Source organism: Pseudomonas sp. Seg1 (assembly GCF_018326005.1).
Taxonomy (GTDB): domain Bacteria; phylum Pseudomonadota; class Gammaproteobacteria; order Pseudomonadales; family Pseudomonadaceae; genus Aquipseudomonas.
Map to the genome: position 1 here is coordinate 5,929,940 of NZ_AP021903.1, position 20,687 is coordinate 5,950,626.

Consider the following 20,687-nt stretch of genomic DNA (forward strand, 5'->3'; position numbering starts at 1 on the left):
CGCCATGAGCGAATTCAAACGAATCCCCCCGGAGCAGGCTCAGGCCCTGCGTGAGCAAGGTGCTGTCGTGGTCGACGTGCGCGACCCGGCGACTTTCGCTGCCCTGCATATCAGCGGCTCGAAGCATCTGGACAACCACTCACTGCACGCCTTCATCCAAGGCGCCGATCTCGATGCACCGACCGTTGTCGTCTGCTACCACGGCAATTCCAGCCAAGGCGCTGCGGCGTACCTGATCAGTCAGGGCTTTTCCGACGTCTACAGCATGGACGGCGGCTTTGAGCTGTGGCGTACGACCTATCCTGCAGAAACTGCCCAAGGCACCGCCGAATAATTTTTTTTGTCACGCGCAGGCCCCGGCTGCCGTGGGCCTGCGCCGGGCAGACGAACGGTCTGCCACAACTAATTACGTATCTCGCCTTTACCTCCCGAATTCCCAACTATCCTTAAGCCCAGGCCATCCAAAACAGGGGAGAGCCGGTACACCGGCGCACGGGTCATCGGGAGTGACTTTCACGATTGTCGGTCGTGAAAGTGTTCTGGGGGGTAAACAAACAGCTGCCACAACGGTTGTTTGCCAGCATCGACTGAGTGATCCGGCGTCGGCTCCACGTATCGAGCGAGGTGACGTCATGAGTATCTTTAGCCACTTCCAACAACGCTTCGAGTCCACACGCCAGGAAGAACTCTCGCTGCAAGAGTACCTGGAGCTGTGCAAGAAAGACCGAAGCGCCTACGTTTCCGCCGCCGAGCGTCTATTGCTGGCCATCGGCGAACCGGAACTGCTCGACACCTCGACCAACTCGAGGCTGTCACGCATCTTCTCCAACAAGGTGATCCGTCGCTATCCGGCCTTTGAAGACTTCCACGGGATGGAAGAATGCATCGACCAGATCGTCTCGTATTTCCGCCACGCCGCCCAAGGCCTGGAAGAGAAGAAACAGATCCTTTATCTGCTCGGCCCTGTTGGTGGCGGTAAATCGTCCTTGGCCGAGAAGCTCAAGCAACTGATCGAAAAAGTGCCGTTCTATGCGATCAAGGGCTCGCCGGTATTCGAATCGCCTCTGGGTCTGTTCAACGCCACCGAAGATGGCGCGATCCTCGAAGAAGACTTCGGCATCCCACGGCGCTACCTGAACACCATCATGTCGCCGTGGGCGACCAAACGTCTGGCCGAATTCGGCGGCGACATCAGCCAGTTCCGCGTGGTCAAACTCTACCCGTCGATCCTCAATCAGATCGCCGTGGCCAAGACCGAACCGGGTGACGAGAACAACCAGGACATCTCTGCCCTGGTTGGTAAAGTCGACATCCGCAAACTCGAGGAATACCCACAGAACGACGCCGACGCATACAGCTACTCCGGTGCGCTGTGCCGGGCCAACCAGGGCCTGATGGAATTCGTCGAAATGTTCAAGGCACCGATCAAGGTGCTGCACCCATTGCTGACTGCGACTCAGGAAGGCAACTACAACAGTACCGAAGGTCTCGGCGCGATTCCGTTTACCGGGATCCTGCTCGCCCACTCCAACGAATCGGAGTGGCACACCTTCCGTAATAACAAGAACAACGAAGCGTTCATCGACCGGATCTACATCGTCAAAGTGCCGTACTGCCTGCGGGTCAGCGACGAAGTGAAGATCTACGACAAACTGTTGTTCAACAGCTCTCTGGCCAAGGCCCATTGCGCACCGGACACGCTGAAGATGCTCGCGCAGTTCACCGTGCTGTCGCGCCTCAAGGAGCCGGAAAACTCCAACATCTATTCGAAGATGCGCGTCTACGACGGCGAAAACCTCAAGGACACCGATCCGAAAGCCAAGTCGATTCAGGAATACCGCGACTCTGCAGGCGTTGATGAAGGCATGAACGGTCTGTCGACCCGATTTGCGTTCAAGATCCTGTCCAAGGTGTTCAACTTCGATCCGCACGAAATCGCCGCCAATCCGGTACACCTGCTCTATGTGCTGGAACAGCAGATCGAACAGGAACAGTTCCAGGCTGAAACCCGTGAGCGTTACCTGCGCTACCTGAAGGAATACCTGGCACCGCGTTATATCGAATTCATCGGCAAGGAGATCCAGACCGCGTACCTCGAGTCTTACAGCGAGTACGGCCAGAACATCTTCGACCGCTACGTGCTGTATGCGGACTTCTGGATTCAGGATCAGGAATACCGTGATCCGGAAACCGGCGAAATCCTCAACCGCGTGGCCCTCAACGAGGAACTGGAAAAAATCGAAAAACCGGCCGGCATCAGCAATCCGAAGGATTTCCGCAACGAAATCGTCAACTTCGTCCTGCGCGCCCGAGCCAACAACAACGGCAAGAACCCGACCTGGCTCAGCTACGAAAAACTGCGGGTGGTCATCGAGAAGAAAATGTTCTCGAACACCGAGGATCTGCTGCCAGTCATCAGCTTCAACGCCAAGGCCAGCAAAGAGGATCAGCAGAAACACAACGACTTCGTTACACGAATGGTCGAACGCGGCTACACCGACAAACAGGTACGGCTTCTTTCCGAATGGTACCTACGGGTCCGGAAGTCGCAGTGAAGCAGCTGCAAGCTTCTAGCTACAAGCTGCAAGAACAAAGCGCGTAACCCACTGATGCCCGGGAACCTGCTTTTACTTGCAGCTTGAAGCTCACAACTTGAAGCTGCCCGGAGGGCCTCCTATGAGTTATGTGATCGACCGACGTCTCAATGGCAAGAACAAGAGCACGGTGAACCGTCAGCGCTTCCTGCGGCGTTACCGTGACCACATCAAAAAGGCTGTCGAAGAGGCGGTCAGCCGGCGCTCCATTACCGATATGGAACACGGCGAGCAAATCAGTATTCCCGGTCGCGACATCGACGAACCGGTGCTTCACCACGGCCGTGGCGGCAAGCAGACCGTGGTTCATCCTGGTAACAAAGAATTCACGGCCGGCGAACACATAGCCCGGCCACCGGGTGGTGGCGGCGGGCGCGGACCGGGCAAGGCCGGCAATTCCGGCGAAGGCATGGACGAATTCGTCTTCCAGATCACCCAGGAAGAATTCCTCGAATTCATGTTCGAAGACCTCGAACTGCCCAACCTGGTCAAACGCAACCTCAGCGGCACTGACACGTTCAAAACCGTACGCGCCGGGATCAGCAACGAAGGCAATCCGTCACGGATCAACATCATCCGCACCCTCCGTTCGGCTCATGCTCGGCGCATCGCCCTGTCCGGCAGCAGCCGGGCGAAGCTGCGCGAAGTCAAAGAAGAACTGGAGCGCCTGAGACGCGAAGAGCCGGACAACTTCGGCGATATTCAGGAACTCGAAGCCGAAATCGAAAAACTCAGCGCGCGCATCCACCGTGTGCCGTTTCTCGATACCTTCGACTTGAAATACAACCTGCTGATCAAACAACCCAACCCCAGTTCGAAAGCGGTGATGTTCTGCCTGATGGACGTCTCCGGCTCCATGACCCAGGCGACCAAGGACATCGCCAAACGCTTTTTCATCCTGTTGTATCTGTTCCTCAAGCGGAACTACGACAAGATCGACGTGGTGTTCATCCGCCACCACACCAGTGCCCGGGAAGTCGATGAAGAAGAGTTTTTCTATTCGCGGGAAACCGGCGGCACCATCGTTTCCAGTGCGCTGAAGCTGATGCAGGAGATCATGGCCGAGCGTTATCCGAGCAATGAATGGAACATCTACGCGGCACAGGCTTCCGACGGCGACAACTGGAACGACGACTCGCCGATCTGCCGCGACATTCTGATCAACCAGATCATGCCGTTTGTGCAGTACTACACTTATGTGGAGATCACCCCGCGCGAACACCAGGCCCTCTGGTACGAATACGAGCGCATCGCCGAAGCCTTTTCCGACACGTTTGCCCAGCAGCAACTGGTCTCGGCCGGGGATATCTATCCGGTCTTCCGTGAACTCTTCCAGCGCAGGTTAGTGACATGACCGCCAAAGAGCAGAAGCGCCAACCCATTTCCACCGGCTCCGAATGGACATTCGAGCTGATCCAGACCTACGACCGCGAAATCGCCCGTATCGCGGCCGGTTATGCGCTGGATACTTATCCCAACCAGATCGAAGTGATCACCGCCGAGCAGATGATGGATGCGTACGCCTCGGTGGGCATGCCGCTGGGTTACCACCACTGGTCCTATGGCAAACACTTCCTCAGCACCGAAAAATCCTACAGTCGCGGGCAGATGGGGCTGGCCTACGAGATCGTGATCAACTCCGATCCGTGCATCGCCTATCTGATGGAAGAAAACACCATCTGCATGCAGGCGCAGGTGGTGGCGCACGCGTGCTACGGCCACAACAGCTTCTTCAAGGGCAATTACCTGTTCCGCACCTGGACCGACGCCAGCTCGATCATCGATTACCTGGTGTTCGCCAAGCAGTACATCATGCAATGCGAGGAACGCCACGGCATCGACGCGGTGGAAGACCTGCTCGACTCCTGCCACGCCTTGATGAACTACGGCGTCGACCGCTACAAGCGCCCCTATCCGATTTCCGCCGAGGAAGAACGGCGACGTCAGAAGGATCGCGAAGAACACATGCAGAAGCAGATCAACGATCTGTGGCGCACGATTCCCAAAGGTGCGGACAAATACAGCGACAAGGACAACGCGCGCTTCCCCGCAGAACCGCAGGAAAACATCCTGTACTTCATCGAGAAACACGCGCCGTTGCTGGAACCGTGGCAACGCGAGATTGTGCGTATCGTGCGCAAGATCGCCCAGTATTTCTATCCACAACGCCAGACTCAGGTGATGAACGAAGGCTGGGCAACGTTCTGGCACTACACGCTGATGAACGATCTGTATGACGAAGGCCTGGTCACCGACGGTTTCATGATGGAGTTCCTGACGTCGCACACCAGCGTGGTGTTCCAGCCAGGTTTTGACAGCCCCTACTACAGCGGCATCAACCCTTACGCCTTGGGCTTTGCCATGTACCGGGACATCAGGCGCATGTGTGAAGAACCCACTGAGGAAGACCGTCACTGGTTCCCGGACATTGCCGGAACCGACTGGCTGTCGACCATCAAGTTCGCCATGAGCAGCTTCAAGGACGAGAGCTTCATCCTGCAGTACCTGTCACCCAAGGTTATCCGCGACCTGAAACTGTTCAGCATCCTCGATGACGACCAGAAGGACGATCTGCTGGTACCGGCAATCCACGACGAAACCGGTTACCGGATCATCCGCGAAACCTTGGCAGCGCAGTACAATCTCGGCAATCGTGAGCCGAACGTGCAGATCTACAGCATTGATCGCCGTGGTGATCGCTCCCTGACTCTGCGCCATCAGCAACATGACCGCAAACCGTTGGGCGACTCCACCGACGAAGTGCTCAAACACCTGCATCGCCTGTGGGGCTTCGATATTCATCTGGAAACCCTGCAGGGTGACCAGATCATGAAGACCCATCACGTTCCGCCACGCAGTGAACACAGCGAAGGGGATTACGGTCGGCTCGACCTGGCCGTCATTCATCTTTGATCCGGTTCTGGCCTCCGAAAGTCCGACGCAAGAGTTATCCTGTCGGGCTAACGGAGGTTTTTTATGCAGATTTATAAGGTCGGCGGTGCAGTACGCGATCGCCTGCTGGGCAAACCGGTCACCGATATCGACTGGGTCGTTGTCGGCGCCAGCACCGAGGAAATGCTCGCGCAAGGCTATCGCCCGGTCGGCGCGGATTTCCCGGTGTTTCTTCACCCAAAAAGCGGCGAGGAATATGCCCTCGCCCGCACCGAACGCAAGAGCGGTCGTGGGTACGGCGGTTTCACCTTTCACGCCAGCCCCGAAGTAACGCTTGAAGAAGACCTGATCCGCCGCGACCTGACCATCAACGCCATGGCCGAGGACGATCAGCAGAACCTGACCGATCCGTATCACGGCCAGCGCGACCTTGAAGATCGAATTCTTCGCCACGTTTCCCCGGCGTTCGCCGAAGATCCCTTACGTGTCTTGCGCGTTGCTCGCTTCGCCGCACGCTATGCCGAACTGGGCTTCACCGTCGCGCCCGAGACCCTGGAGCTGATGCGTCAGCTCAGCGAATCCGGCGAACTGCAAGCGCTGACTGCCGAACGTAGCTGGAAGGAAATCTCCCGGGCACTGATGGAAGATCAGCCGCAGGTATTCATTGAGGTTTTGCGTCAATGCGGAGCACTGAAAGTGCTGATGCCGGAAGTCGATGCCTTGTTTGGCGTGCCGCAACCGGAAATCCATCACCCGGAAATCGACAGCGGCATCCACACCCTGAGCGTGCTGGAGCAATCGGCGCTGCACAAACAACCACTGACCGTACGCTGGGCCTGCTTGCTGCACGACCTCGGCAAAGGGCTTACGCCAAAAGAAGAGTGGCCGCGACACATCGCCCACGAACACACGGGGTTGAAGCTGATCAAAGCGGTCAATGAGCGCTTCAAGGCACCGAAGGACTGTCAGGAATTGGCGCTACTGGTCGGCCAGTACCATACCCATGGACATCGCGCTCTGGAGTTGAAGGCTTCGACGCTGCTGGAGTTACTGCAGAGTTTTGATGTGTATCGCCGGCCGCAGCGCTTTGAGGAATTCATCATCGCTTGCGAGATGGATGCGCGCGGACGCAAGGGGCTGGAACAGCGCAGTTATCCACAGGCGGATTATCTGCGCGGCGCGGCCAATGAGGCGCGGGGCGTGGCGGTGCAGCCGTTGCTGGAGAAGGGATTTAAAGGCCCGGAGCTGGGCGAAGCGCTCAAGCGCGAACGGCTCAAGGCGTTGAAGGCTTACAAAGAGGCTTACACCTCCTGAAATGCTTCGCGAGCAGGCTCGCTCCCACATTGGAATAGGATCTCCTGTGGGAGCGAGCCTGCTCGCGAAAGCGTCCGTCAGATCAACGCAAATCCGAACGGGTCAGTTGTTCGCCGCGCCATTCAAAGGCGACCGGCGCCAACACCTGATCAATCTGCGCCTCGGCCCACAACGTTGCGAAGCTTTTTCCCACGCCCGGATGCACACATTCCGGCGCAATCAGCGACAGCGGCCACAGCACAAAAGCGTTTTTCAGGATTTCTGCCCGCGGCAGAACCAGACCGTCGAAGTTACCCACCAGATCGCCATACAGCAGCACGTCGATATCCAGCGGCAACCCCTTGCGCTCCGGCGCATAGCGCCCATTGTCCGCCTCGATGAACTTCAAGCGCCGATCCAGCTCCATCAACGGCAAATCGGTATACGCCGACACCACGAAGTTGAAGAACGGCCCGCTCTTGATGCCCACCGGTTGACTCTCGAACACGGCCGAACAGCGGATATCCACGAGGAAGGTCGCCAACGCGTCGAGTCCGGCGCGCAAATGGGTTTCGCGCTCGATATTGCTACCGAGCCCAAGATACACCTGAGTCAGCGACATCCGCGCTCGATCTCCACACCCACACCACCCTTGGCGGCCGGCACAGCGCCGGGCTTGGTCAGCTTCAGGCGGACCCAGGTAATCTTGAATTCCGTCATCAGCACTTCAACCAGGCGCTCGGCAAACGTCTCGACCAACTGGAATTGCGCCTGCTCGGCAAACGCCTGAATGCGTGTGGAAACGCTGGCGTAGTCGAGCGCCAGGGTGAGGTCGTCACCGGCGGCGGCCGGGCGATTGTCCCAAGCGAAGCTCAGATCAAGGCGCAGGCACTGTCGGATGCCGCGCTCCCAGTCGTAGGCACCGATCACGGTGTCAACTTCCAGGCCCTCGATAAACACTCTGTCCAAGCACTTTTCTCCGCTGCACGACAAGGGCGCAATGCGCCGTTAGAATCAGGGCGTCCTCGCCCGGAATAGTTAGCATGTTTTGGTTACTGGCGATCCTCGCCTACCTGCTCGGCTCGCTGTCCTTCGCCATTTTGCTCAGCCGCCTGACCGGAAACCCGGATCCGCGAATGAGTGGCTCGGGTAATGCCGGCGCCACCAACATGCTGCGCCTGGCCGGTCGCAAACTCGCGATCCTGACCTTGCTGGGTGATCTGTGCAAAGGCTTGCTGCCGGTGCTGATCGCAGCGGCTGCGGGCCTTTCGTTGCAGGATCAGGCCTGGATCGGCGTGTGCGCCGTGATCGGTCACCTGTTCCCGCTGTACTTCCGTTTTCGTGGCGGCAAGGGCGTTGCCACTGCCGCCGGCATGCTGCTGGGCCTGTATCCGCCCGCCGCGCTGCTGGCCGTATGCGCCTGGCTGCTGACGTTCTATCTGACCCGCACCAGCTCGCTGGCGGCGCTGATCGCCACGCCGCTGACCCTGCCGTTGCTCGCCTGGCAGGAACCGGAAGCGTTGCTGCCGATGAGCGCACTCACACTGCTGATCGTCTGGCGCCACCGCGGCAATCTACGCGACCTGTTTGCCGGGCGCGAACGGCATTTTTAAATACCGTTCATGAACGCCGCTCATCACAACGCCGACAATTGCTCCATCGGCCAGCGCGCCTGCACGCTGATCGCCAGACTTTCCTGCTGACCGGCCTGCAAACGCTGGCAACCGGCAAACGCGATCATCGCGCCGTTGTCGGTGCAAAACTCGGGACGGGCGTAAAACACATCGCCTTTCATGTCACCAAGCATCTTCTCCAGCGAAACACGCAACGCCTTGTTGGCACTGACGCCGCCAGCGATCACCAGACGCTTCATGCCCGCCTGTTTCAGGGCGCGCTTGCACTTGATTGTCAAAGTCTCCACCACGGCCTGCTGGAACGCCAGCGCGATGTCGCAACGAGCTTGCTCGCCGTCGTCCCCGACGCTGACGCATTGCTGCCAGGTGTTGAGGGCGAAGGTTTTCAAGCCGCTGAAGCTGAAATCCAGCCCCGGGCGATCACACATCGGACGCGGGAAGGTGAAACGTCCTGCGACGCCCTTCTCCGCCAACTTTGCGATTTCCGGTCCGCCCGGATAATTGAGGCCCATCATCTTTGCGGTCTTGTCGAACGCTTCGCCGGCGGCATCGTCGAGCGTCTCGCCAAGCAGGCTGTATTGACCGATACCATCGACCTGAACCAGCTGCGTATGACCTCCGGAGACCAACAAAGCGACGAACGGGAATTCAGGCGGTTTTGGCTCCAGCATCGGCGCGAGCAAATGGCCTTCCATGTGATGCACGCCCAACGCCGGAATGCCCCAGGCGAACGCCAACGCTTGAGCGCAGGAGGCGCCGACCAGCAGCGCGCCAACCAGGCCAGGACCCGCGGTATAAGCGATCGCATCGATCTCGGTCGGCACACAGTCAGCCTCGGCCAACACCTGACGAATCAAGGGCAGCATGCGCTTGACGTGGTCACGCGAGGCCAGCTCAGGCACCACACCGCCATACACGCGATGCAGGTCGATCTGGCTGAACAATGCATCGGCCAGCAGACCGCGTTCACTGTCATATAATGCGACGCCGGTTTCGTCGCAGGAGGTTTCTAATCCCAGTACTAGCATGGGTTTGCGCCTTGTTTAGGCTGAATTCGAAGGCGCGCATAATAGTCGCCGCGTGATGCCCCGACCAGCGGTTTTCGATCAGAGGCTTTGCATTCCGAGCGATGAGGGGTTAACATCCGCAACCCTTAAAAACCGACGTCTTCAAGTGCTCTTTTGCCGCGAGGATGTTGACCCCGGTAATGAATGAAGGTAGCTCTGGATGCCAGCCGTCAAAGTTAAAGAGAACGAACCCTTCGACGTAGCTCTGCGTCGTTTCAAGCGCTCCTGCGAAAAAGCCGGTGTACTGGCTGAAGTTCGTAGCCGCGAATTTTACGAGAAGCCAACTTCTGAGCGTAAGCGCAAAGCAGCAGCCGCTGTTAAGCGTCACGCCAAGAAAGTTCAGCGCGAACAGCGCCGCGCCGTTCGTCTGTACTAATACACAGACGTTCGTAGCAAGCTTCTTGCCTAAGCCCGGCCCTCAGCCGGGCTAATGGCATTTGCGTAAAACGCTTGATGCTTCACCGTCGAAGCCGCACACGCGACCGAGACAAACCTGCTTCACGCGTCAGACCTGGCTCTTTTGCCAGCGGTGCACGTCTTTTCTGACGAGCCTTTCAAGGCTACTGACGAGCACACCCACTGATTCCTCTTACGACGATCAGCCCAAGGCACCTGCATGCGTGCCCGCTTTATTGAGCTATCCGAGGCCCTTTATCGGCCGTCAGCGGATTCAGCGAAACACTTTCAAATAGTCGAAGACTGATCGGTACTAACGTCAGTGGATTTTCGGCAGATACACTTCCCGACAGCGATAACGCAGACGACACCGGTCGAGCCGCATATTTTGCGTGCCTACAGTAACGACCCGCGTCCGACAGCCTTTCGTATCGGACCCATTACAGCGCAGACGACGAGAACGCCATGGCCGGGCTGATTCCCCAGAGCTTCATAGACGACCTGCTGAACCGCACCGACATCGTCGATGTGGTCAGCTCGCGCGTGCAATTGAAGAAGGCCGGCAAGAACTACACCGCCTGTTGCCCGTTTCACAAAGAAAAAACCCCGTCTTTCAGCGTCAGCCCGGACAAACAGTTCTACTACTGTTTCGGCTGCGGCGCTGGCGGCAACGCCCTCGGCTTCCTCATGGATCACGACAATCTGGATTTCCCCCAGGCAGTCGAGGATCTGGCGAAAGCCGCTGGCATGGAAATTCCCCGCGAAGAAAGCGGCCGTCCGCACAAACCGCGCCAGCCGACCGATTCGCCGCTGTACCCGCTGCTGACCGCCGCTGCCGACTTTTATCGGCAGGCACTCAAGAGCCATCCATCGCGCAAAGCTGCGGTGGATTACCTCAAGGGCCGCGGCCTGACTGGCGAGATCGCCCGGGATTTCGGCCTCGGCTTTGCTCCGCCAGGCTGGGATAACCTGTTCAAACACTTGAGCAGCGACACGCTTCAGCAAAAAGCCATGATCGATGCCGGCCTGCTGATCGAGAACGCCGAAACCGGTAAACGCTATGACCGCTTCCGCGATCGCGTGATGTTCCCGATCCGCGATACCCGGGGGCGCATCATCGCTTTTGGCGGTCGCGTCCTCGGCGACGACAAGCCGAAATACCTGAACTCACCGGAAACCCCGGTATTCCATAAAGGCCAGGAACTCTACGGCCTTTATGAAGCGCGCAAGAACAACCGCAACCTCGATGAAATCATCGTCGTCGAAGGTTATATGGACGTCATCGCCCTCGCCCAGCAAGGCCTGAAGAATGCCGTCGCAACACTGGGCACCGCGACCAGCGAAGAACATATGAAGCGCCTGTTCCGAGTCGTACCGAACGTATTGTTCTGTTTCGACGGCGACCAGGCCGGCCGTAACGCCGCATGGCGGGCACTGGAAGCTACGCTTTCAAGCCTGCAGGACGGACGCCGTGCGCGCTTCCTGTTTCTGCCCGAAGGCGAAGACCCGGATACCCTGGTGCGCGCCGAAGGCACTGACGCGTTCAAGGCACGGATCAATCAGCACGCCCAGCCACTGGCAGATTACTTTTTCCAGCAACTGACGGAAGAAGCCGACCCGCGCTCGCTCGAAGGCAAGGCCCATATGGCCACCCTCGCGGCACCATTGATTGACAAAGTGCCGGGCGCCAACCTGCGCATCCTGATGCGCCAGCGCCTGACCGAAATCACCGGCCTGAGCAGCGAAACCGTCAGTCAACTCGCCCAAAGTGCGCCGCAGGAAGCGCCGCCCGCTTACGATCCGGGCATCGATTACGACGCAATGCCGGATTACAGCGACTACCATCAGCCGCAGGCACAGGACATGTATGTGCCGCAGCAGGAATGGACGCCGAAGAAACCCGGCGCCGGCGGCAAGAAATGGGACAAGAAACCCTGGGACAAGAATGGCAAGCGTGGCGGCGATCGCGACCAGCAGCGCCCGCGCACGCCGATTGGCGTCGAATCGCCGACCCTGACCGCCCTGCGCACACTGCTTCATCACCCGCAACTGGCCGAGCGCGTCGAAGATGCCGGGCACATTGCGGACGAAAATCAGACCAACGCCCAGTTGCTTGTGGCGTTGCTCGAAGCCGTACAGAAGAATCCCAAGCTAAACTCATTTCAGTTGATCGCGCGATGGCACGGCACTGAACAGGGTCGATTGCTCAAGGCACTGGCAGAAAAGGAATGGCTGATTGACGGAGATAACCTTGAACAACAGTTTTTCGACACCATTACTAGCTTGTCAGCCCGCCAACGCGAGCGAAATCTGGAACAACTGCTCAGGAAAGCGCGTCAAAGCGAACTGAGCCTGGAAGAGAAAAATCAACTGCGCGACCTTTTAAGTCGCAATGTTTCCGCATCAAACCCGACCTCAACTGGCGCGTGAGGTCATAGCTCAGGTATAATCCTCGGCTTGTTTTTTGCCCGCCAAGACCTTCAGTGGATAGGGTGTTATGTCCGGAAAAGCGCAACAGCAGTCTCGTATTATTGAGTTGATCAAACTGGGTCGTGAGCAGAAGTATCTGACTTACGCCGAGGTCAACGACCACCTGCCCGAGGATATTTCAGATCCGGAGCAGGTGGAAGACATCATCCGCATGATTAACGACATGGGGATCCCCGTACACGAGAGTGCTCCGGATGCGGACGCCCTTATGTTGGCCGACGCCGATACCGACGAGGCCGCTGCGGAAGAAGCAGCCGCCGCGTTGGCAGCGGTGGAGACCGATATCGGTCGCACTACTGACCCGGTGCGCATGTACATGCGTGAAATGGGTACGGTCGAGCTTCTGACTCGTGAAGGCGAAATTGAAATCGCCAAGCGTATCGAGGAAGGCATCCGTGAAGTGATGAGCGCAATCGCGCACTTCCCTGGCACGGTTGACCATATTCTCTCCGAGTACACTCGCGTCACCACCGAAGGTGGTCGCCTGTCCGACGTCCTGAGCGGTTATATCGACCCGGACGACGGCATTGCGCCGCCTGCAGCGGAAGTGCCGCCGCCGATCGACGCGAAAGCGGCGAAAGCCGACGACGATACCGACGACGATGAAGCCGAATCTTCCGATGACGAAGAAGAAGCCGAAAGCGGTCCGGATCCGGTCATCGCTGCCCAGCGTTTCGGCGCTGTGTCCGATCAGATGGAAATCACTCGCAAGGCCCTGAAAAAGCACGGTCGTCACAACAAGGCTGCGATTGCCGAGTTGCTGGCCCTGGCCGAGCTGTTCATGCCGATCAAACTGGTGCCGAAGCAATTCGAAGCCCTGGTCGAGCGTGTTCGCAGCGCCCTGGATCGCCTGCGTCAGCAAGAGCGCGCGATCATGCAACTGTGCGTACGTGATGCACGTATGCCACGCGCCGATTTCCTGCGTCAGTTCCCGGGTAACGAAGTCGACGAAAGCTGGTCCGACGCCCTGGCCAAAGGCAAGAGCAAGTACGCCGAGGCCATCGGTCGTGTTCAGCCGGACATCATTCGTTGCCAGCAGAAACTGACTGCGCTGGAGACCGAGACCGGTCTGACCATCGCAGAAATCAAGGACATCAACCGTCGCATGTCGATCGGTGAGGCCAAGGCCCGCCGCGCGAAGAAAGAGATGGTTGAAGCCAACTTGCGTCTGGTGATCTCGATCGCCAAGAAATACACCAACCGCGGCCTGCAGTTCCTCGATCTGATCCAGGAAGGCAATATCGGCCTGATGAAAGCGGTGGACAAGTTCGAATACCGTCGTGGTTACAAGTTCTCGACTTATGCCACCTGGTGGATCCGTCAGGCGATCACTCGCTCGATCGCCGACCAGGCCCGCACCATCCGTATTCCGGTGCACATGATCGAGACGATCAACAAGCTCAACCGCATTTCCCGGCAGATGTTGCAGGAAATGGGTCGCGAACCGACCCCGGAAGAGCTGGGCGAACGCATGGAAATGCCTGAGGACAAGATCCGCAAGGTATTGAAGATCGCTAAAGAGCCGATCTCCATGGAAACCCCGATCGGTGATGACGAAGACTCCCATCTGGGTGACTTCATCGAAGACTCGACCATGCAGTCGCCAATCGATGTCGCCACTGTTGAGAGCCTGAAAGAAGCGACTCGCGAAGTGCTGTCCGGCCTTACTGCCCGTGAAGCCAAAGTACTGCGCATGCGTTTCGGTATCGACATGAACACCGACCATACGCTCGAAGAAGTGGGCAAACAGTTTGACGTAACGCGTGAGCGGATCCGTCAGATCGAAGCCAAGGCGCTGCGCAAGCTGCGCCACCCGACGCGAAGCGAGCATCTGCGCTCCTTCCTCGACGAGTGATACCAGAATCCCCGGCCCAGGCCGGGGGTTTTGTTTATATGGCAGATTAAATTCCTCGCAACGCCCCTCCCCCGCATACCCCGTCTACACTCGAAACAATCATCCCCGAGCCATAACGAGAGCGTTATGCCCAGATTGGCGTCCGTGCTTTTTTTGCTGTCACTGATGATCTGGACCGCAACGGCTGACGCGCTGACTCTGACCGATGAAGAACGTAGCTGGCTGGCGGCTCATCCGGACTTGCGCCTGGGTGTAGATGCGTCGTGGCCGCCCTTCGAGTTTCGCGATGACCAGGCGCGTTATCAGGGGCTCGCGGCTGACTATATCGATGTGATTCGCCAACGGCTGGCGATCAAGCTCACCCCCATCGAGCCGGTGAGCTGGACGGTGGTGCTGGAGCAGGTAAAAGCAGGCAAGATCGACCTGCTGCCGGGCATCATGTCTACTCCGGAACGCCAGACCTACCTGTCATTCACCCGTCCCTATCTCGACTTCCCGATCGTCATTCTGGCCCACGTCGGTGGCGCCCAACCGCGCAAACTCGAAGATCTGTACGGTTTGAAGATCGCCGTGGTGGAAAACTATGCACCCCACGAGTTGCTGCGCACCCATCACCCGGATCTGAACCTGGTGGCCATGCCTAACGTCAGTTCGGCGTTACAGGCATTGGCAACCGATGAAGTGGATGCCGTGGTGGGCGACCTTGCTTCCAGTGTCTGGAGTCTGCGCCAACTGAAACTCGACGGCTTGTATGTCAGCGGCGAAACCCCGTATCGCTACCAACTGGCAATGGGCGTGCCCCGGGACAACAAAGTGCTGGCGGGGATTCTGGACAAAGTCCTCGCCGACATGACCCCGGAGGAAATCAGCAGCATCCAAGAACATTGGGTGGGCAACGTTCTCGATCATCGGACATTCTGGTCTGATCTGCTGATTTACGGCCTGCCCGGCCTGTTGCTGCTGGTGATCATTCTGGCAGTGGTCATCCGCATCAACCGGCGCTTGAGTTCGGAAATTGCCCGACGTATCGACCTCGAACAGGAACTGCGCAGCAGCGAATATCACTATCGCGGTCTGGTAGAGAGCCTGTCGGCCATTGCCTGGGAAGCGCGGATGAGCGACTTCACCTACAGCTATGTCTCTCCGCATGCCGAAGATCTGCTCGGCTACCCACTGTCGCATTGGCTGATTCCGGGGTTCTGGCGCAACATCATCCATCCCGCCGACCTGACCCGCGCCCAAAGCTTCTGTGATCACGAAGTGTTGGCGGGACGCGATCACAGCCTCGATTACCGGGTGATCACCGCCGATGGTCGCTGCTTGTGGGTACGCGACATCGTCAGCCTGATCGAGCACGGCCATGAACCGGTGATGCGCGGGTTGATGATCGACATCAGCGAAACCAAGCGCACCGAAGAAGCGTTGCGGCTGTCGGAGCAGAAATTCGCCTCGGTCTTTCAGCAATGCCCGGACATTCTGGTGATCGCACGGCTGTCCGACGGCTGCCTGCTGGAGGTCAACGAAGCCTTTGAGGAACAGATCGGACTGAAAGCAGAAGAGGTCATCGGTCAGACAGCCACCGAGCTGAACATCTGGGGCATTCCCGGCGTGGGTCCGGGCCTGTTGCAGCGTTTGCAGGCCGGCAGCATCCGCAACCTGGAGATGCCCTTTCGCCGCAACAACGGTCAGGTGTTTACCGGCCTGATCTCCGCCGAACCCTTCGACCTCGATACCACGCCAGCCTTGGTGGTGGTGGTGCGTGACATCACTCAGCTCAAGGAAACCCAACAGCAACTGCAAACCTCGGAAGAGAAGTTTGCCAAGGCCTTTCATGCTTCGCCGGACGGCTTGCTGCTATCGCGCCAGAGTGACGGATTGCTGCTGGAGGTCAACGAAGGTTTCAGCCGCATCACCGGGTTCAACAGCGCCATGTCGGTCGACCGCTCGGCGCTGGACCTGGGGATCTGGGTCAACCTCAACGAACGCAAACAGATGCTCGACCTGCTGCACCGTGACGGCTTCGTTCGCGATTTCAGCTGCCATATTCGCCGTAGCGACGGGCAGATCCGCCTCTGCGAAGTATCCGCCCGGCCGCTACCGATCGGCGAAGAAGACTGCATGCTGACCATCGCCCGCGATATCACCGAACGTCATCTGATGCAGGAAAAGCTGCAACAGGCCGCCACGGTATTCGAGAGCACTGCCGAAGGCGTATTGATCACCGATACCCAGCAGCACATCAGCGCCGTCAACCGTGCTTTCACCGAGATCACCGGCTACACGGAAAGCGAAGCCCTCGGCCACACCCCACGCCTGCTCGCCTCGGGCCTGCACGACAGCGCGTTTTATGCGGCGATGTGGCACCAATTGACCGACGAAGGTCACTGGCAAGGCGAGATATCCAACCGACGCAAGAACGGCGAGCTGTATCCGAGCTGGCTGACCATCAGCGCCGTGCGTAACCGCGACAAGTTCATCACGCATTTTGTCGCCGTGTTTGCTGACATCTCCAGCCTCAAGCACGCCCAGGCGAAACTCGATTATCAGGCTCACCATGACCCACTCACGGGCCTGCCGAACCGGACGCTGTTCGAAAGCCGCCTGTTGATGGCGCTGAACAGTCAGCAGGAAAATGGCGGTCAGGGTGCCGTGCTGTTTCTCGATCTTGATCGCTTCAAACACATCAACGACAGCCTCGGTCACCCGGTCGGCGACTTGCTGCTCAAAGGCATCGCGGTGCGCCTGAAAGAACAACTGCGCGACATCGACACCGTCGCCCGCCTGGGCGGTGATGAGTTCATCATCCTGTTGCCCGGCCTGCAGCAGGCCAGCGACGCCGATAACATCGCGCTGAAACTGCTCAATTGTTTCGGGGCCCCCTTCCAGGCCGGCGAGCACGAGTTTTTCATCAGTGCCAGCATCGGCACCAGCCTCTACCCACGCGACGGCTGCGACGTGGCCACGTTGGTGAAAAACGCCGACGCGGCGATGTATCGCTCCAAAGCCAAAGGCCGCAACCGGGTCGAGAGCTACACTCGCGACCTCACCGCGCAAGCCATCGAACGCGTGGCACTGGAGCACGAACTGCGTCGAGCCATCGAACGCGATGAATTGTTCCTCTACTACCAACCGAAAATCAGCCTCGACGATCACCGCCTGGTCGGCGCCGAAGCGCTGATCCGCTGGCGGCATCCGACTTTTGGCGAAGTGCCGCCAGAGCACTTCATTCCACTGGCCGAAGAGAACGGCATGATCCTGCAGATCGGTGATTGGGTGCTGGAGACCGCGTGCCGACAAATGTTCGAGTGGGGCCAGATCTACGACAGCCTTGGGCCGCTGTCCGTCAACCTCGCAGGTGCCCAACTGCGTCAACCGAACCTGCTCGGACGCATCGAGCAACTGCTCAAGGAAAACCGCTTGAGGCCCGATTTACTGCAACTGGAAATTACCGAGAATTTCATCATGAGTCAGGCCGAAGAGGCGCTGGCGGTGCTGCACCAACTCAAGCACCTCGGTGTACAACTGGCAATCGACGACTTCGGCACAGGTTACTCCTCACTCAGTTACCTCAAGCGCCTGCCGCTGGACATCCTCAAAATCGACCAGTCATTCGTCCGCGGACTGCCCGATGACCCCCACGACGCAGCGATTGTCCGCGCCATCATTGCACTGGGCCGGAGCATGCAATTCACCGTGATCGCCGAGGGTGTGGAAACCCGGGCGCAACAACAATTCCTCGCCGCCGAAGGCTGCGAACAGATCCAGGGCTACATCGTCAGCCTGCCGTTACCGCCGGAAGAATTCGCCGCAACATTTCTTCGTGTAACCGTATCGGATTATTCGGATAGCACAGCCGAGAAACCGTCGCTATAATCCGCGGCCTACTGAGGGCCTATAGCTCAGTTGGTTAGAGCAGAGGACTCATAATCCTTTGGTCCACGGTTCAAGTCCGTGTGGGCCCACCAAATTGAAAGCCGCGCATTGCGCGGCTTTTTCGTTTCTGCGTTTAGCCCCGACCAATAAGGGGCTTCCATATTTTGCGGGTTGAAGCTGTAACATGCTCGCCCAAAGATCCGCGTCCCATGGAGCCGCTCCCTTGCCAGACACCCGCCCGCCCGTACTTGATGAAATCGACCGTCAGTTGATCGCTGCCCTGCAGATCAACGCCCGCGAGAGCGTGGCCATGCTCGCTCGGCAGTTGGGCATTGCGCGTACCACCGTGACTTCGCGGTTGGCGCGGCTGGAAAAGACCAAAGTCATCACCGGTTATGGCGTTCGCCTCGGTCAGCGTTTGGTCGATGGCGGGTTGCAGGCGTATGTCGGGATCAAGGTGCAGCCGCGTTCCGGCAAGGAAGTGTTGCGTCGCTTGAGTGCGATGGCGCAGGTGCAGCAATTGTGTGCGGTGAGTGGCGAATTTGATTATGTGGCGTGGTTGCGCACCGATTCGCCGGAGCAGCTGGATCAGTTGCTGGATCAGATCGGGAGTGTGGATGGGGTGGAGAAGACGACGACTTCGATCATTTTGAGTAGCAAGATTGATCGGGGGCAGCCGGTTTGAATATTTTCACCGAGATTTCTCGGTTGAATTTCAGGGCCTCATCCCGGGCAAGCCCGCTCCCACAATGATCGAAGTGAAGTCGAATATCGTCACTCTGTTCAATTAATTATCAAAACGACGACACTTTGCGTCTTATTAACGTGTTCTACGCTCCCTAAAATGGCTGGCATCTTTTCCTATACTCAGACGCGCATCCAGCGTCGGGTCGCCAGCAAGGTCAGCCATGAACAAGAACAATCGCCATCCTGCAGACGGTAAGAAGCCAATCACCATTTTTGGCCCGGACTTCCCGTTCGGCTTCGACGACTGGATCGAACACCCGGCCGGTCTCGGCAGCATTCCCGAGCACAATCACGGCGCTGAAGTGGCGATCGTTGGCGCCGGTATCGCAGGGCTGGTGGCTGCTTACGAGCTGATGAAGCTTGGCCTGAAGCCGGTGGTTTATGAGGCGTCCAAACTCGGTGGTCGTCTGCGTTCGCAAGCGTTCAATGGCACCGACGGCATCGTTGCCGAACTCGGTGGCATGCGTTTCCCGGTGTCTTCCACGGCGTTTTATCACTACGTCGACAAACTCGGCCTGGAAACCAAACCTTTCCCGAACCCGTTGACGCCAGCCTCCGGCAGCACCGTGATCGATCTGGAAGGCAAAACCCATTACGCACAGAAACTGGCGGATCTTCCTGCGCTGTTCCAGGAAGTGGCTGACGCCTGGGCGGATGCGCTGGAAGCTGGCTCGCAGTTCGCCGATATCCAGCAAGCCATCCGCGACCGCGACGTGCCACGCCTCAAAGAGCTGTGGAACACCTTGGTGCCGCTGTGGGACGACCGCACGTTCTACGATTTCGTCGCCACCTCCGAAGCCTTTGCCAAGCTGTCGTTCCATCACCGCGAAGTGTTCGGTCAGGTCGGTTTTGGTACCGGCGGCTGGGACTCGGATTTCCCCAACTCGATGCTGGAAATCTTCCGTGTGGTGATGACCAACTGCGACGATCACCAGCACCTGGTGGTCGGCGGCGTCGAGCAAGTGCCACAAGGCATCTGGCGCCATGCACCGGAACGCTGCGTGCATTGGCCGCAAGGCACCAGCCTGAAGTCTCTGCACCGTGGCGCGCCGCGTTCCGGCGTGAAGAAAATCGCTCACGCACCGGATGGCCGTTTCGCCGTCACCGACAACAACGGCGACACCCGCGAATACGCCGCCGTGCTGACCACGTGCCAGAGCTGGCTGCTGACCACCCAGATCGAATGCGACGAAACTCTGTTCTCGCAGAAGATGTGGATGGCGCTCGATCGCACCCGCTATATGCAGTCATCGAAGACTTTCGTGATGGTCGACCGGCCGTTCTGGAAGGACAAGGATCCGGAAACCGGCCGCGACCTCATGAGCATGACCCTCACCGACCGCCTGACTCGTGGCACTTATCTGTTCGACAACGGCGACGACAAGCCGGGCGTGATCTGCCTGTCGTACTCGTGGATGAGCGACGCGTTGAAGATGCTGCCGCACCCGGTGGAAAAACGCGTTGAACTGGCGCTGAATGCGTTGAAGAAGATTTACCCGAAAGTCGACATCGCCGCGCGGATCATCGGCGATCCGATCACCGTGTCGTGGGAAGCCGATCCGTACTTCCTCGGCGCGTTCAAGGGCGCCCTGCCTGGTCACTATCGCTATAACCAGCGCATGTATGCGCACTTCATGCAGGACGACATGCCGGCCGAGCAGCGCGGGATTTTCATCGCCGGCGACGACGTGTCGTGGACCCCGGCGTGGGTCGAAGGCGCGGTGCAGACGTCGCTCAACGCGGTATGGGGGATCATGAAACATTTCGGCGGTTCTACACATAAAGAGAACCCGGGCCCGGGTGATGTGTTCAAAGACATCGGCCCTATCGCCCTGCCCGAGTAAGA

General features: G+C 58.5%; 15 protein-coding genes and 1 tRNA gene. 13 read left to right on the forward strand and 3 right to left on the reverse strand.

What is annotated here, in order from left to right:
* Positions 1 to 4: 4 nt before the first annotated feature.
* The 5 genes from glpE to KI231_RS26750 all read left to right on the forward strand — a co-directional run bounded on the left by glpE (position 5) and on the right by KI231_RS26750 (position 6,800).
* Entirely contained in the window at positions 5 to 334 is a 330-nt protein-coding gene (gene glpE, locus KI231_RS26730; RefSeq protein WP_016983139.1) for a thiosulfate sulfurtransferase GlpE, read from the forward strand.
* Between the two features lie 298 nt (positions 335 to 632).
* Positions 633 to 2,555: a PrkA family serine protein kinase gene (locus tag KI231_RS26735; protein WP_007910115.1), complete on the forward strand. Its 1,923-nt coding sequence runs from the start codon at positions 633 to 635 to the stop codon at positions 2,553 to 2,555.
* Between the two features lie 121 nt (positions 2,556 to 2,676).
* A complete protein-coding gene (locus tag KI231_RS26740) occupies positions 2,677 to 3,948 on the forward strand; it encodes a YeaH/YhbH family protein (protein WP_007910114.1) in 1,272 nt (423 codons plus the stop codon).
* Positions 3,945 to 5,507 (forward strand): SpoVR family protein, encoded by a 1,563-nt coding sequence (locus KI231_RS26745; protein WP_213026748.1) that lies wholly within the window; start codon positions 3,945 to 3,947, stop codon positions 5,505 to 5,507. Before KI231_RS26740 ends, KI231_RS26745 begins: the two co-directional genes overlap by 4 nt.
* Before the next feature lie 63 nt (positions 5,508 to 5,570).
* A complete protein-coding gene (locus tag KI231_RS26750; protein ID WP_213026749.1) occupies positions 5,571 to 6,800 on the forward strand; it encodes a multifunctional CCA addition/repair protein in 1,230 nt (409 codons plus the stop codon).
* 82 nt (positions 6,801 to 6,882) lie between these two features.
* Here KI231_RS26750 and folK read toward each other — a convergent pair whose 3' ends face one another.
* Positions 6,883 to 7,401, reverse strand: a complete 519-nt coding sequence (gene folK / locus KI231_RS26755; RefSeq protein WP_213026750.1) for a 2-amino-4-hydroxy-6-hydroxymethyldihydropteridine diphosphokinase — start codon at positions 7,399 to 7,401, stop codon at positions 6,883 to 6,885.
* Positions 7,392 to 7,748, reverse strand: coding sequence for a dihydroneopterin aldolase (gene folB / locus KI231_RS26760; RefSeq protein ID WP_056786656.1), 357 nt, complete (start codon positions 7,746 to 7,748; stop codon positions 7,392 to 7,394). Before folB ends, folK begins: the two co-directional genes overlap by 10 nt.
* Before the next feature lie 74 nt (positions 7,749 to 7,822).
* Between folB and plsY the strand changes: the two genes are divergently transcribed.
* Positions 7,823 to 8,392 carry a glycerol-3-phosphate 1-O-acyltransferase PlsY gene (gene plsY, locus KI231_RS26765; protein WP_103304415.1) on the forward strand — a complete coding sequence of 190 codons (570 nt, stop codon included), beginning with the start codon at positions 7,823 to 7,825 and terminating at the stop codon, positions 8,390 to 8,392.
* 23 nt (positions 8,393 to 8,415) lie between these two features.
* Here the strand turns inward: plsY and tsaD are convergent, their stop codons facing one another.
* Positions 8,416 to 9,441: a tRNA (adenosine(37)-N6)-threonylcarbamoyltransferase complex transferase subunit TsaD gene (tsaD, locus tag KI231_RS26770; protein ID WP_213026751.1), complete on the reverse strand. Its 1,026-nt coding sequence runs from the start codon at positions 9,439 to 9,441 to the stop codon at positions 8,416 to 8,418.
* A gap of 199 nt (positions 9,442 to 9,640) precedes the next feature.
* Between tsaD and rpsU the strand changes: the two genes are divergently transcribed.
* From rpsU to KI231_RS26805, 7 genes are all read left to right on the forward strand, one after another.
* Positions 9,641 to 9,856, forward strand: coding sequence for a 30S ribosomal protein S21 (gene rpsU / locus KI231_RS26775; RefSeq protein ID WP_002551877.1), 216 nt, complete (start codon positions 9,641 to 9,643; stop codon positions 9,854 to 9,856).
* A 485-nt stretch (positions 9,857 to 10,341) separates the two neighbouring features.
* Positions 10,342 to 12,306: a DNA primase gene (dnaG, locus tag KI231_RS26780; RefSeq protein WP_213026752.1), complete on the forward strand. Its 1,965-nt coding sequence runs from the start codon at positions 10,342 to 10,344 to the stop codon at positions 12,304 to 12,306.
* A 67-nt stretch (positions 12,307 to 12,373) separates the two neighbouring features.
* Positions 12,374 to 14,221, forward strand: a complete 1,848-nt coding sequence (rpoD, locus tag KI231_RS26785) for an RNA polymerase sigma factor RpoD (RefSeq protein WP_103304418.1) — start codon at positions 12,374 to 12,376, stop codon at positions 14,219 to 14,221.
* A 126-nt stretch (positions 14,222 to 14,347) separates the two neighbouring features.
* Positions 14,348 to 18,094, forward strand: a complete 3,747-nt coding sequence (locus KI231_RS26790; RefSeq protein WP_103304419.1) for a bifunctional diguanylate cyclase/phosphodiesterase — start codon at positions 14,348 to 14,350, stop codon at positions 18,092 to 18,094.
* Between the two features lie 15 nt (positions 18,095 to 18,109).
* Positions 18,110 to 18,186: transfer RNA gene (locus KI231_RS26795), tRNA-Ile, on the forward strand.
* A gap of 131 nt (positions 18,187 to 18,317) precedes the next feature.
* A complete protein-coding gene (locus tag KI231_RS26800) occupies positions 18,318 to 18,779 on the forward strand; it encodes an Lrp/AsnC family transcriptional regulator (protein WP_103304420.1) in 462 nt (153 codons plus the stop codon).
* 223 nt (positions 18,780 to 19,002) lie between these two features.
* Positions 19,003 to 20,685: a flavin monoamine oxidase family protein gene (locus KI231_RS26805; protein ID WP_213026753.1), complete on the forward strand. Its 1,683-nt coding sequence runs from the start codon at positions 19,003 to 19,005 to the stop codon at positions 20,683 to 20,685.
* Positions 20,686 to 20,687: the final 2 nt, after the last annotated feature.